Annotated in this window: 12 protein-coding genes; 7 read left to right on the forward strand and 5 right to left on the reverse strand. The window is 70.0% G+C overall.

Features of this window, described 5'->3' with window-relative positions; translation table 11 throughout:
* Positions 1-67: 67 nt before the first annotated feature.
* The gene (locus tag T336_RS0118490) at positions 68-1,735 is read right to left on the reverse strand and encodes a SulP family inorganic anion transporter (protein ID WP_026433664.1); all 1,668 of its coding nucleotides are present in this window, start codon (positions 1,733-1,735) and stop codon (positions 68-70) included.
* Positions 1,736-1,754: 19 nt separating this feature from the next.
* Positions 1,755-2,420 carry a carbonic anhydrase gene (locus tag T336_RS0118495; protein ID WP_019701897.1) on the reverse strand — a complete coding sequence of 222 codons (666 nt, stop codon included), beginning with the start codon at positions 2,418-2,420 and terminating at the stop codon, positions 1,755-1,757.
* Between the two features lie 231 nt (positions 2,421-2,651).
* Here T336_RS0118495 and T336_RS0118500 point away from each other — a divergent pair, with 231 nt between their 5' ends.
* Positions 2,652-3,158 carry an acyl-CoA thioesterase gene (locus T336_RS0118500; protein ID WP_013595448.1) on the forward strand — a complete coding sequence of 169 codons (507 nt, stop codon included), beginning with the start codon at positions 2,652-2,654 and terminating at the stop codon, positions 3,156-3,158.
* 54 nt (positions 3,159-3,212) lie between these two features.
* Here the strand turns inward: T336_RS0118500 and T336_RS0118505 are convergent, their stop codons facing one another.
* On the reverse strand, positions 3,213-4,652 hold the full coding sequence (locus T336_RS0118505) for a cellulase family glycosylhydrolase (protein WP_026433665.1): 1,440 nt from the start codon (positions 4,650-4,652) through the stop codon (positions 3,213-3,215).
* Between the two features lie 118 nt (positions 4,653-4,770).
* Positions 4,771-5,505 (reverse strand): maleate cis-trans isomerase family protein, encoded by a 735-nt coding sequence (locus T336_RS0118510; RefSeq protein ID WP_019701895.1) that lies wholly within the window; start codon positions 5,503-5,505, stop codon positions 4,771-4,773.
* Positions 5,506-5,660: 155 nt separating this feature from the next.
* Here T336_RS0118510 and T336_RS0118515 point away from each other — a divergent pair, with 155 nt between their 5' ends.
* Positions 5,661-6,404 (forward strand): GntR family transcriptional regulator, encoded by a 744-nt coding sequence (locus T336_RS0118515; protein ID WP_019701894.1) that lies wholly within the window; start codon positions 5,661-5,663, stop codon positions 6,402-6,404.
* Between the two features lie 9 nt (positions 6,405-6,413).
* Here T336_RS0118515 and T336_RS0118520 read toward each other — a convergent pair whose 3' ends face one another.
* Positions 6,414-7,838, reverse strand: coding sequence for an amidase (locus T336_RS0118520; protein ID WP_051647326.1), 1,425 nt, complete (start codon positions 7,836-7,838; stop codon positions 6,414-6,416).
* A gap of 269 nt (positions 7,839-8,107) precedes the next feature.
* On the opposite strand from T336_RS0118520, the gene T336_RS0118525 reads away from it, so the two are divergent.
* From T336_RS0118525 to hydA, 5 genes are all read left to right on the forward strand, one after another.
* Positions 8,108-9,211 (forward strand): ABC transporter ATP-binding protein, encoded by a 1,104-nt coding sequence (locus tag T336_RS0118525; protein ID WP_026433667.1) that lies wholly within the window; start codon positions 8,108-8,110, stop codon positions 9,209-9,211.
* 73 nt (positions 9,212-9,284) lie between these two features.
* The gene (locus tag T336_RS0118530) at positions 9,285-10,334 is read left to right on the forward strand and encodes an ABC transporter substrate-binding protein (protein ID WP_209435985.1); all 1,050 of its coding nucleotides are present in this window, start codon (positions 9,285-9,287) and stop codon (positions 10,332-10,334) included.
* A 25-nt stretch (positions 10,335-10,359) separates the two neighbouring features.
* Positions 10,360-11,229, forward strand: a complete 870-nt coding sequence (locus tag T336_RS0118535; protein WP_026433669.1) for an ABC transporter permease — start codon at positions 10,360-10,362, stop codon at positions 11,227-11,229.
* Positions 11,230-11,247: 18 nt separating this feature from the next.
* On the forward strand, positions 11,248-12,060 hold the full coding sequence (locus tag T336_RS0118540; protein WP_026433670.1) for an ABC transporter permease: 813 nt from the start codon (positions 11,248-11,250) through the stop codon (positions 12,058-12,060).
* Between the two features lie 55 nt (positions 12,061-12,115).
* Positions 12,116-13,546, forward strand: a complete 1,431-nt coding sequence (gene hydA, locus T336_RS0118545; RefSeq protein ID WP_026433671.1) for a dihydropyrimidinase — start codon at positions 12,116-12,118, stop codon at positions 13,544-13,546.
* The last annotated feature ends 14 nt before the right edge of the window (positions 13,547-13,560 follow it).

Consider the following 13,560-nt stretch of genomic DNA (forward strand, 5'->3'; position numbering starts at 1 on the left):
GTGTAGCGAACCCGCGCCCCGCCGGGCAGCCCCCACCAGGGTGGGGACGCCTACGCGCCCAGGCGGTTCAGCCCGCGGCAGCGCGGGGGCGCAGCAGGGCAGCGAGGCCGGCGATGCCCACCGCGCCCCCGAGCCCGGAGTCCGGCGTGGCGGCCGGCAGGGAGCGGCATTCCACGTGGATGCCGCGCTCTTCGGCGTGCGCGAGGAAGTCCTGCAGCGTCTCGCGGATGTCCCGGTCCAGGAAGCGGCAGTCGCAGCCGTCGATCACCAGCGTCTGCCCTTCATGGACCCGCGAGAGGTAGCCGCGCAGGCTGGCGCGGCTGAAGAACGAGACGTCCTTGTTGAGCCGCAGCAGGTGCATGTCACCGTCCGACACCATCGACAGCGCGCCGCGCGTGTTGGACTCGATGACGAACAGCATGCTGCTGGCCAGGCCGATGAGGATGCCCATGAGCAGGTCGGTGGCGAGGATGGCCCCCACGGTGACCGCGAACGGAATGAACACGCCCCAGCCTTCGCGCCACACGGCCGCCACCAGCGAGGGCTTGGCGAGCTTGTAGCCGGTGTGCAGCAGCACGGCGGCCAGCGCCGCGAGCGGAATCCATTCGAGGAACTCGGCCAGGAACAGCAGGCTCGCGAGCAGCAGCAGACCGTGCAGGATGGCCGAAAGCCGGGTGCGCGCGCCGGCCTGCACGTTGGCGGAACTGCGCACGATCACCGCGGTGATCGGCAGGCCGCCGAGCAGGCCCGCGACGATGTTGCCGATGCCCTGGGCGCGCAGTTCACGGTTGGGCGATGCCACGCGTTTCATGGGATCGAGCCGGTCGGTGGCTTCGAGGCTCAGCAGCGTCTCCAGGCTGGCGACGAAGGCCAGGGTCAGCGCGACGGTATAGACCTGCGGGTTCGCGAGCGCCGACCAGTCGGGCGTGGAGAACTGCGCCCAGAGCCCCGCGAGGCTGTGGACATCCGGCAGGGCCACGCGCTGCGCGTCGGTGAGGGCGGCCGAGGGGCGCGCGGCGAGCGCGGCGGCATGGCAGCCCACGCCCCAGACCACGGCGACCAGCGGCCCGGGCAGCCGCCCGAGCACCGGCAGCCGCTTGACGAAGGCGGTGTCCCAGGCGAAGAGGATGGCCAGGGCGCCGGCCGCGATCACCGTGGCGCCCACGCTGACGGAGCCGAAGAGATGGCGCGCGGCATCGAACGTGTCCGCTGCCGAGGGCACGGTGCGCATCGCGTGCTCGGTGGACTGGAAGCCGAAGGCCACGGGCAGCTGCTTGATGATCAGCAGCAGGCCGATGGCCGCGAGCATGCCCTTGATGACGGCAGCGGGAAAGCAGGCGCCGATCTTGCCGGCATGCAGCCGTCCGAGTACCCATTGCAGCACCCCTGCCAGCACCACGGCGGTGAGGAAGGCCGGGTAGCCGCCCAGGCTGGCGATGGAGCCCACGACGATCACGACCAGCCCCGCGGCGGGGCCGCTGACGCTCAGGTGGGAGCCCGAGAGCGCGCCCACGACGAGGCCGCCCACGATGCCGGAGACGAGCCCGGCCATGAGGGGGACCCCGCTGGCGAGCGCGATGCCCAGGCACAGCGGCAGTGCCACGAGAAAGACGACGAGGCTCGCGGGCGCATCCTGCCGTACATGGGCGAACAGGCCGTGCGGGGCGTGCGCCGCGGGGGCTGAGGAGGGCGTGGAGGTGGCAGCCTGGGCTGCTCGCAGGTGGGGAGTGGACATGGCGTGTCTCCTGGTGGCGTCAGGCCGCTTCGGCCCAGTGGCGGCTTTCGGCGTCGAGGGCGATCACCTGGCGCAGGCGCCCGTCGCGCAGCGCATAGACCCAGCCCAGCAGGGCGAGCGGCTGGCCCCGTTCCCAGGCCTGGCGCACCGGCGCGGTGGCAGACAGCACATGCACCTGCTCGGCCACGTTGAGCGCGACGAAGCGATCCACGCGCGAGCACAGGTCCTGCTCGGAGTCCGGCAGGTTCTCGCCCGCTTCGATCTCCTGCACCCGGCGGCGGTAGAGCGAGCGCAGCGGGCGGATGTGGCGGCCGAGGTAGTCGCCATCGCCGGGCTCGCCCACCCGTTCGCGCGACTGCAGGAGCGCGGCCCGTACGCCGCCGCAGCCTTCGTGGCCGCAGACGATGACGGCCGGCACGCGCAGCACGTCGATGGCGTACTGGAGTGCGCTCATGATGTTGGTGTCGTCCGGCCGCACGAGGTTGGCGACGCTGCGGTGGACGAACAGTTCGCCCGGCAGGGCATTGGTGATGCGCTCGGCGGGCACGCGGCTGTCGGCGCATCCGATCCAGAAGGCCCGGGGTTGCTGGCCGCTCACGAGGTTCTCGAAGAAGGCGGGATCGCGGGAAGTCATCTCGTCGGCCCAGGCGCGGTTCTGGAGCAGCAGGCGGGTGGTGAGGTCCATGGTTTCCTCCTTGGAGTGGGCGGTGATTCGGGATGTTGCAGTGCAGCATTCAAGGTTACCGCCAGACGGAATTCCTGCCAGTGGAATTTCGGATGCTTACATGGATGTTTCTCTGCATGCGTTGGATAACAGCCCGTTGCAGATCCGCCGCCCGCTTCTCCCCGGAACGGCCGGGTCGCCGACCCTGCGGAAAGCAAGGGCTTTCAGCCGCCGCCCCCTAGAATCGCCGCCATGACCATGCCCCACAGCCCCGCCCACCAGCTCAGCATGACGGTGCTCATGTCGCCCGACATGGCCAATTTTTCCGGCAACGTGCACGGGGGCGCGGTCCTCAAGCTGCTGGACCAGGTGGCCTACTCCTGCGCCGCCCGCTATTCGGGCAGTTATGTGGTGACGCTGAGCGTGGACCAGGTGACCTTCCTGCAGCCCATCCACGTGGGCGAACTGGTCACCTTCCTGGCGAGCGTGAACTACACCGGCTCCTCGTCGATGGAGGTGGGCATCAAGGTGGTGGCCGAGGAGATCCGCACTCAGGTCGTGCGGCATGTGAACAGCTGCTTCTTCACGATGGTGGCGGTGGACGAGGCCCGCAAGCCCACGCCGGTGCCGCCACTGTCGCCTTCCACGGCGGATGAGCGGCGGCGCTGGGAGGCGGCGTTGCTGCGCAAGAGCCTGCGCAAGGAGCAGGCGGAGCGTTTCGCGCAGATCCAGCGCGAGGCGGCGCTGGCGCACGGCTGACGGCGCGAGGCAGGGCGCAGGCACCGCTGCGCCTGGCGCCTGCCGGCATGGCGGTCAGCGCGCCGCGCAGAAACCGAATTCCGCGGTGCCCCCGGGCGCGAGCGTCCGGTTCCACGACACGCCGGAGGCCTGCAGCGTGCTGCCCGACTGCGCCCAGACCGCATTCCAGAGATTGTTGACCGTGCCCTGCACGCCTATGGATACCGTCCAGTCGCCCGCTGCTGCGCCGCTGTTGGTCACCTGCACGCGCTGGCAGTAGCCTGCGCCCCAGTCGTTGTCGGTGACCTGCTGCACACCGAAGCTCGCCCCCGGGTTCGGGTTCGGGTTCGGATTCGGATTCGGATTCGGATTCGGGTTCGGGTTCGGGTTCGGGTTGGCCCCGCCCGTGCCCCAGAGCCGGTTCAGGAGTTGCACCTTGTCCGTGCGCACCGTGTTCCAGTCGTCGTCCAGGATGCCACCGGTGTCGCTGCTGTTGGGGTTCCACGACCAGTAGAAGCCGCTGCGGATGCCCTTGCCGATGAGGTAGTCCACCAGGGCGTTCTGCCACTGCACGTCGCGCGGGTCGCCGCGGCCGTACTTGCCGCCGAATTCGCCCGGCAGCACGGCGTGGCCGGCCTGCACGAAGCGGCCGAAATGCTGCTCCCAGATGGCGGACATGTTGGCCGGGAAATCCGCTGCGTTGAAGTACGACTGCATGGCCACGTCCGGCCCGTAGGTGTGCGGCGCCAGCAGCAGGCGGTCGGCGGGGATGTCCAGCGGCGTGCAGGCCAGGGGTTCCAGGTTGCCTCCCCAGAAGTGGCCGCTGCTGGCGGAGCACGAGGGGTTCTCGCCGATGCCCTCCACCGCGACGATCCAGCGCGGCGCGGCCTGCACGACTGCGGCGGCGGCACGCTCGGCGGCACGGTTCCAGTCGGTGGCGGCGTTGCCGGTGCCCCAGGTGGCGGCGCCATGGGGCTCGTTCTTGAGGTCGATGCCGATCACCCCAGGCACGCTCTTGTAGCGGTTGGCGGCGAAGACCAGGTCGGCGATCCACTGCTGCTCGCTGTAGGCCGGCGTGTACCAGAGTTCGCTGATGGCCTGGCAGTCCGGCGTGTGGTGGTCCAGCAGCACGAACATGCCGCGGTCGCTGATTTCCTGCACGACCTTGTCGAGGATCTGTTGCGAGTTCAGTCCCTGCAGGTCGGGGTTGCGGCTGTAGTCGATGCTGCCGGGGGCGGTGCCGCGCAGGCTTTGCGGGCAGAAGGGCAGGCGCACGGCATTGAAGCCCTGCTGCTGCATCTGGCCGATCATGTCCTTCCAGTTGCGCGCCCAGAGGCCGTGCACCACGTGTTCTCCGCCCTCGAAGCCGAACCAGTTCACGCCGCGCAGCTGCACCGCCTGGCCGGCGTCGTCCACCACCTGGCCGTTCTGGATGCCGTAGCTCCAGGCCATGCCGGAGGCGAGCAGGCAGCCTGCGAATGCCAGCGCCCGGCCAATGGATCGTGTGAATGCCATGGTGTTTCCCTCTCCCAGTGTTGGATCATCGACGGCCTGGATGTTAGGCGGGGCGGGACGGTGCGGCACACCCGGATTCCGCAGTTTTGTAAGAACGTGTGCGCGTCGCCATACGGCGCTAGCGGATGCCGAAGATTCGGCCCCAGCCCGCGAGGGGGGCCGTGTCCACGCCGGCCAGCTGCAGCGCCTTCCAGACCACCGTGGCCACGGAGTCGTACACCGGCACGCCCCACTGCGCTTCCAGTTCGGCCGCCAGCGGCGCGCCGCGCAAATTGGTGCAGTAGATGGCGATGGCCTCCGGGCGTTCGCCGCCGGTGGTCATCACGTCGTGCACGCACTGCCGCAGGGTGCCGGCATCGACTTCGGAGAACGCGAAGTTGTCCTGGATGCCGAGGTGGCGCTCGGCCACGCAGGCGATGCCCAGGCCCGCGTAGTTGCGCACGATGGCCTGCTGCACCTCGGGCAGGTAGGGCGAGACCAGGCCCAGGCGCCGCACGCCCGTGCGCAGCAGGATCTCGTTGAGCGCCAGCACGGAGGTGCAGGCGCGTACGCCCGTGGCGGCCTCGATGGCGGCGCACAGGGCGTGGTCGGTGTCGAAGCCGAGCCAGCCGGCGGAGGTGCCGTTCCAGCCGATCACGCGGCAGCGGGCGTGCGAGAGCAGTTCGGCAGCGTCCAGCATGCCGCGGTTGCCGAACTGTGCATTGGCCTGCGCGGAGAGCGCGATCTCCGTGACCTTGAAGCGCCCGAAGTGCGCGGACACGTGGGGCAGGCCGTGCAGCATGGCCGCGGTGACGGGCTCCAGCACGGTGTTGGACGAGGGCGTGAGCATGCCGATCAGGGTGCGTGGTTCCATGGTGTGCGGGGCGGGAGGAGCTTTTCGATGCGGGCCGTGATGCGAGAACCGTGCCATGCCGGCCCGTCTTGGATGCAATATGCTTGGGCATTGCATCCAATTGTTGCGCCTGCTGTGGACGGCCACTGCGCACGATTCCTGCATGGACCCTTGCCATGACCACCCAGCGATCCTCCCGTAAAGCCGCGGCCGCGCCGGCCGCCGAGCCCGCGCCCCGCCGCGTGGCCAGCCAGGCCGACATCCACGAGACCATCTACAACGCCATCGTGGAGCACCGCCTGCTGCCAGGCACCAAGCTGGCCGAGGAGAAGATGGCCGAGCTTTTCGCCGTGAGCCGCACGCAGGTGCGCGGTGCGCTGCAGCGGCTGGCCGTGGCGCAACTGGTGACGCTGGTGCCGCACCGCGGCGCCTTCGTGACCACCCCCACGGCGGACGATGCCCGCGACGTGCTGTGGGTGAGGCGCACGCTGGAGCCCGCGGCCATGGCCCGCCTGATCGAGCGCATCGCCGCAGGCAAGGCGCCCAGCGCCACGCGGCAATTGCGGGCCCTGGTGCAGCGCGAGCAGCAGGCGCACGCCCGGGGAGACCGGCGCAAGGCGGTGCGCCTGTCGGGCGAGTTCCACGTGCTGCTGGCGGAGCTGTCGGGCAGCCCGCAGCTTGCGCGCATGGTTCGCGAGCTGACGCCGCTGACCTGCCTGGCCATCCTCGCCTTCGATGCGCCCACCGATTCGGCCTGCCCGAACGACGAGCACTCCCAGCTCATCGACGCCATCGAGCGGCGCGACACGGCCGGCGCCTGCCGCCTCATGGAGGAGCACCTGGAGCACATCGAACGCTCGCTGCGGCTGGACGGGCGCCCCGAGGTGGAGATCGACCTGGCCGAAGCGCTGCTGGGCTGATCCGCGCTTTCACCCGGCCATCAGGGGTGAGGGCGCGCACGTGCCCAGCACCTGCTCGGCGTGCCTGGCCAGCCGGAGCACGAGCGCATCCGCGAAACGCGGCCCCGCGATCTGCAGGCCCACGGGCAGGCCACTGCGGCCGGTGCCGCAGGGCAGCGACAGGGCCGGCACGCCGCCGTAGTTGAAGAGCGGCGTGAAGGCTGCATGTCCGCGCGGCCCGGCCGGCAGGCCGCCGATCTCGGCCGGGCCCAGGCTGCCCAGGGGCCAGGCCTCGACGGGGCTGGTGGGGCAAAGCAGGGCATCGTACCGGTCGAAGAACTGCGTGAAGCTGGCGTGGAAGGCCTCGCGCAGCTTGAGCAATTCGGTAATGCGCGTGCCGGTGATGGCGAAACCCAGCTCGATCTGTGCGCCGATGTCCGGGTCCAGCCGCTCGGGCTGGGTGCGCCAGATGTCGCCGAAACGCTGGGCCAGGCCTGCCTGCTGCAGCGCGATCATGGGGTACTCGCGCGCGCCTTCGGGCCAGGCCGGGTCGGCCTGCTCGATCTGCCAGCCCGCGCCACGCAGGCGTTCCACGGCGGCTTCCAGCGTGGCCAGCACGTCGGCGTCCACGGGCAGGCCGCAGCCCAGGTGGGGCGACCAGGCCAGGCGCGGGGCCCCCGGCGGCCGGCGCAGGCCGGCCATGGCGTCGGGCACGGCGAAGGCGGGCGAGGAGAGCGGGTCGGCCGGGTCCCAGGCGGTGAGCGCGTCCAGCAGGAAGGCCACGTCTTCCACCGTGCGGCCGACCTGCCCGATCACCGACAGCAGGTGGTTCGGATCATCGAATCCCCAGGCGTTGGGCACGCGGCCCAGGGTCGGCTTCATGCCGACCAGGCCCGTGTGCGCAGCGGGGCGGCGGGTGGAGCCTCCTGCATCGGTCACCAGCGCCAGTGGACCCAGGCCGGCGGCCACCGCAGCGACGGCACCGCCGGAGGAGCCGCCGGGCGTGCGCTCCAGGTCCCAGGGGTTGCGCGTGGCACCGTGCAGGGGTGTGTCGGTAATGCCCTTGCAGGCGAATTCGGAGCAGTTGGTCACGCCCAGCGGAACGGCGCCCAGTGCGCGCAGGCGGGCCACGCACCAGGAGTCGCGCGGGGCGATGAAGTCGGCGAACACGCGCGAGCCGAAGGTGGCGGGGCGCCCGCCCAGCCACAGGTTGTCCTTCACGGTAAACACGACGCCCGCCAGCGGCAGGGACTCGCCGGCTGCCAGCCGGGCATCGACGTCGCGCGCGGCCTGCAGCGGCACCTGGGGGTCGAAGTCGGCGAAGGCATTGAGCCGAGGCTCCAGCCTCGCGACGCGTGCGCAGATCGCCTGGGCGATCTCGGTGGCGGAAATGCGGCGCGCGGCCACATGGGCGGCGGTCTGCAGTGCGGTCCACTGGTGGACGGGGTCTGTCATGGCGGCTCCTGGAAAGGGGGCTGGGAGAGATGAGGGCGTCGCACGCATGGATGCACTTTTTTCGGGATTTGTATCCAAAATGGACCATCGATGCACCACGACGGAACGCGGGCAGTGTCGCGGGATTGGATACAAGCAAGACGGGTTCCAGTTCTTCGGGTAGCGGTTTTTCGTGGTGGATTGGCCGTCCGTGTCTGGTTTTTCCTGGCATGCGAAGACTTTCCAAATTGGATACAAGAACTGGCACGCCGATTGCGTAAGTCCTGCCCATGGACAAGACCTTCGGACAAAGCCTCACGCTCGACGACATCGTTCACCGCTACGGCGGCGCGCTCGCCGTGGACCACGTGACCCTCGAGATCGCCGCGGGCGAACTGGTGGCACTGCTGGGCCCCAGCGGCTGCGGCAAGACCACGCTGCTGCGCATCATCGCGGGCTTCATCCAGCAAAGCGGCGGCAAGGTGGTGGTGGGCGGGCGCCGCATCGACGAGCTGCCGCCCGCGCGCCGCAACATCGGCATCGTGTTCCAGAACTACGCCCTGTTCCCGCACATGACGGTGCAGGAGAACGTGGCCTACGGCCTGGCCGCACGGGGCACCGACCGGCAGGCGGCCCGCAAGCGCACCGCCGAGATGCTGGAGATGGTGCAGCTGGGGCACCTGGCGGGCCGGCTCACGCGCCAGCTCTCGGGCGGCCAGCAGCAGCGCGTGGCCTTGGCCCGGGCGCTGGCCATCGAGCCGCAGGTGCTGCTGCTGGACGAACCGTTCTCGGCGCTCGACAAGAGCCTGCGGCTGGACATGCAGATCGAGATCAAGCGCATCCAGCGCGCCGCGGGCACCACGGCCCTGATCGTGACCCACGACCAGGAGGAGGCGCTGGGCATGGCCGACCGCGTGGCGGTGCTGAGCCAGGGCCGGCTGGAGCAGTTCGATGCGCCCTCGGCCGTGTACGACACGCCAGCCACCTATTTCGTGAACCAGTTCGTGGGTACGGCCAATGTGATACCCGGCACGTTGCAGGGCGTGGACGCCGGCCAGGCCCTGGTGCGGCTGGACGGCGGCGGCCTGATCGCCGCGCGGCCGCCGGCCGGCGTGGCGGTGGGCAGCCGCGTGGTGGCCTGCATCCGGCCGGAGAACCTGCGCGTGCTCGATGCCGGCGATGCGACCGTCCACGGCGAAGGCGTGCTGCACGGCGCGGTGGAACTCGGCATGCCGCTGGGCGCCACCGTGGTCCATGAGATCCGCACCCGCTCCGGGCAGGCGCTCAAGCTGGTGGAGCCCCGCGTTCCCGGCCTGCAGCCGCGCGGCGCGGGCACCACGGTGGCCGTGCTGCCGGCCTCGGCCCAGAGCGTTTCCGTGTTCGCCGCTCCATGACGTGTGCCGGCTTCCCGCCTTTTCTTTCTTTCCTCCGTTTCCTCCCGCAACCTTCCCCACCAAGAGAATCGCCATGACCCTGCCTCTCTCTCGCCGCAACATCCTGGGCAGCGCGCTCACCCTGGGCGCCATGCAACTGTTCCCCGGCATCAGCCGCGCCCAGGCGCGCAAGCTGGTGTTCGCCACCTTCACCGGCAGCTGGGAGGAGGCGCACCGTGCCGTGCTGGTGCCCGCTTTCAAGAAGGTCACGGGGCAGGACGTGCTGCTCGATCCCATGCTGTCGGTGGACCAGATCGCCAAGGTCACGGCGGCGCGCAACAACCCGCCCATCGACGTGATGCTGCACGACCCGGGCCCGGCCCTCACCGCCGTGGCGCAGGGCCTGGTCGAGCCCTTCCCCCATGCGCAGAGCGCGAACTACAAGGACCTGATCCCCGAGGCGCAGGATCCGAACGGTCCGGCCATGTTCTTCCAGGTCGTGGGCATCACCTACAACCCCGAGAAGATCAAGACACCGCCCACCTCGTGGGCCGACCTGTTCAAGCCCGAATACAAGGGCCGCGTGGGCATCACGAACCTCAATTCCACGCTGGGCACGGGCTTCCTGGTGGAGCTGGCGCGCATGCACGGCGGCAACGAGGGCAACGTGGAAGAGGGCTTCAAGGCGATCGAGCGCCTCAAGCCCAACCTGGCGGCGGTGGCCGCCAACCCGGGCGCGCTCGCCGCGCTGTTCCAGCAGGGGCAGATCGACATCAGCCCGGGCAACTTCAACGCGATCCAGCTGCTGAAGGCGCGCGGCGTGCCGGTGGAGTTCGTCGCGCCCAAGGAAGGCGCCATCGCCTTCCGCACGCAGATCGAGATCGTGAAGAACACGCCCCACAAGGAGCTTGCCGCCAAGCTGATCGAGGTGGCGCTATCGCCCGAGGTGCAGACCAGGCTGATGCAGGCGCCCTACCTGGTCGTACCCACGAACAGCAAGGTCAAGCTGGACGGCGAGATCGCGCGCGTGCTGGTCAAGGACGTGGCGGAGATGAAGAAGAAGTTCGTCTTCCAGGACTGGGCGAAGATCAACGAGCACCGCGCCGCCTGGATCGACCGCTTCAACCGCGAGATCAAGCTCTGATCCGCCCGACGAGGAATCCCGCGCGATGACCGCTGCCACCGCCAAGCTCCCTTCCGCCACGGGCTACAGCCTGGCGTTCGCCACGCCGCTGGCGGCTTTCTTCGTGCTGTTCTTCGTGGCTCCGCTGCTGCTGCTGTGCGTGGTGAGCTTCTACACCTCGCCCGAGCTCAAGGGCTTCGGCCTGGACCAGTACATCAAGGTCGCCACCGACGGGTTCACGCTACCGGTGCTGTTCGACACCCTCTGGCTGGGCGTGCAGACCACCCTGCTGTGCCTGGTGCTGGGCTATGCGCTGGCCTGGTGCTACGTGCGCAGCCCGGGCAGCGTGCAGCGCGTGCTGATGATCGCCATCCTCATGCCGCTGCTCACCAGCGTGGTGGTGCGCACGTTCGCGTGGGTGGTGATCCTGGGGCGCCAGGGCATCGTCAACGCGGTGCTGCTGGACCTGCACTGGATCCAGGAGCCGCTGAAGCTGCTCTACACCCGCCACGGCCTCATCGTGGTGCTGGCGAACGTGCAGCTGCCGCTGATGGCGCTTCCCCTCATCACCGCGCTGCAGAAGCTCGACCCGAACCTGGAGGACGCCTCGGCGGCCCTGGGCGCGGGCGCGCTGCGCACGTTCTGGCGCATCACGCTGCCGCTGACGGTGCCGGGCATCCTCGCGGGCTGCCTGCTCACTTTCTCGGCCAGCATCACCGCGTTCATCTCGCAGTCGCTCATCGGCGGCGGGCAGATGCTGTTCATGCCCATGTACATCTACCAGCAGGCGTCCTCGCTGCAGAACTGGCCGTTCGCTGCGGCGATCTCGCTGGTGTTCCTGGTGGCCGTGCTCGGCTGCGTGTCCCTGTTCAACCTCGTGGGCCGGCTCAGCCAGCGCCACGCCACCGCTGCCTGACCGCAGGCCGCCGCCACCATGACCGCTCGCCGCCGCGAAACCTCCGCCATCGTCCTGGGCCTCGTGCTCGGTTCCCTGGCCTTGCTGGCCTTCCTGCTGCTGCTCGCCCCCACCGTGGTGGTGGTGGTGCTGTCGTTCACCGATGGCTATTCGCTGAAATTCCCGCCCCCGGGCTACTCGCTGCGCTGGTATGCCGCGCTGGCCGATGCCGACCAGTTGCAGTACGCCGTGCTCAACAGCCTGCAGGTGGCGGGCGGCGCCACGGCGGCTTCGGTGGTGATGGGGGTGGGCGCGGCCCTGGCCATCGCCCGCTCGGAGTCGCGCGTGGCGCGGGGGCTGGATGCGTTCTTCATGTCTCCGCTGATCCTGCCGGGCCTGGCCTTCGGGCTGGCGGCGCTGATCTATTTCTCGCACGTGGGCGTGTCGCTGTCGCTGTGGACGCTCATCATCGGCCACACGGTGGTGGGCGTGCCCTACGTGATCCGCACCACGGGCGCGGCGCTCACGCAACTGCCCGGCGCGCTGCTGGAAAGCAGCGCCAGCCTGGGCGCCAGCCGCTCCTACACGTTCCGGCGCGTGACGCTGCCGCTGATCGCGCCGGGCATCGCGGCCGGGGCGTTCATCTGCTTCATGTCCTCGTTCGACAACGTGCCGGTGTCGCTCTTCCTGCGCGATGCCTCCAACGACATGCTTCCCATCCGCATGTGGTCCGACCTGGAGAGCCGGCTGGACGTGAGCATCGCCGCCATCTCCAGCCTGATGGTGTTCTTCACGCTCGTCCTGATGGTGCTGATGGAGCGCTTCGCCGGCATCAGCCGCCGCATGCGCTGAGCCGTTCCGCGCCGCCTCTCCATTCCCTGCATCCCGCCGTCACCACGCCCTGTCCATGAGTACTCCCGACTTCGACCTCGTCGTGCGCCATGCGCACGTTTTCACCGCCGCCGACGAGATGCACTGCGACATCGCCGTCCGCGCCGGCCGCATCGTGCAACTGGGCCAGGGCCTGGGCCCGGGCGCGCGCGAGATCGACGCCGCCGGGCGCGCCGTGACGCCGGGTGGCGTGGACGCGCACTGCCACCTCGACCAGCCCATGGAGCCGCCCGCCCGCATGGCGGACGACTTCGACACCGGCACGCGCTCGGCGGCCTGCGGCGGCACGACCACGGTGATTCCCTTCGCCGCGCAGCACCGGGGGCAGTCCCTGCGCGCGGCGGTGGAGGACTACCGGGCCCGCGCGGCCGGCAAGGCCCACGTGGACTACGCCTTCCACATGATCGTGAGCGACCCGACGCCCGCCGTGCTGCGCGATGAGCTGCCGGCGCTGATCCGCGAGGGCTTCACCTCGTTCAAGATCTACATGACCTACGACGACATGAAGCTGGACGACGGGCAGATCCTCGATCTGCTGGACGTGGCGCGGCAAGAGGGTGCCATGGCCATGCTGCATGCCGAGAACGCCGACTGCATCGAGTGGCTCACGCGGCGGCTGGAGGCGGCGGGCCGCACTGCGCCTCGCTACCACGCGCATGCGCGCCCCATGCTGGTGGAGCGCGAGGCCACCCACCGCGCGATCGCGCTGGCCCAGCTGGTGGACGTGCCGATCCTGATCGTCCACGTCTCGGGCCGCGAGGCGGTCGAGCAGATCCGCTGGGCGCGGGCGCATGGCCTGCAGGTGTTCGCCGAGACCTGCCCGCAGTACCTGTTCCTCACCGCGGAGGACCTGGGCATCGACGACAGCTACCAGGGCGCGCGCTGCGTGTGCAGCCCGCCGCCGCGCGATGCCGGCAACCAGCAGGTGATCTGGGACGGCCTGACCGACGGGCTCTTCACCGTGTTCTCGTCCGACCACGCGCCCTTCCGGTACGACGCGCCCGAGGGCAAGAAGCCCGGCGGGAAGGAGGTGCCGTTCCGCCACATTCCCAACGGCATCCCGGGCCTGGAGACGCGCATGCCGCTGCTGTGGTCCGAGGGGGTACTGGCAGGGCGCATGACGCCGCAGCGCTTCGTGGAACTGACGGCGACCGGCCCGGCCCGGGCCTACGGACTGCACCCGCGCAAGGGCTCGATCGCGGTGGGCGCGGATGCCGACCTGGTGGTGTGGGACGAACGCCCGGTGGAGATCCGCAACGAGCGCCTGCACCACGCCGTGGACTACACGCCCTACGAAGGGCGCATGCTGCGCGCCTGGCCGGGCCTGACGCTGAGCCGGGGCGAGGTGGTGTGGGACGGGCAGGACTTCCACCCCCGGCCGGGGCGCGGCGAGCTGCTGGTCTGCGGGCGGCCCAGCCTGTGGCCCCGCCGCCGTGCCGGCCATTGAGCTTGCATCCAGAA

Source organism: Paracidovorax oryzae ATCC 19882 (assembly GCF_000687165.1).
GTDB classification, from domain to species: domain Bacteria; phylum Pseudomonadota; class Gammaproteobacteria; order Burkholderiales; family Burkholderiaceae_C; genus Paracidovorax; species Paracidovorax oryzae.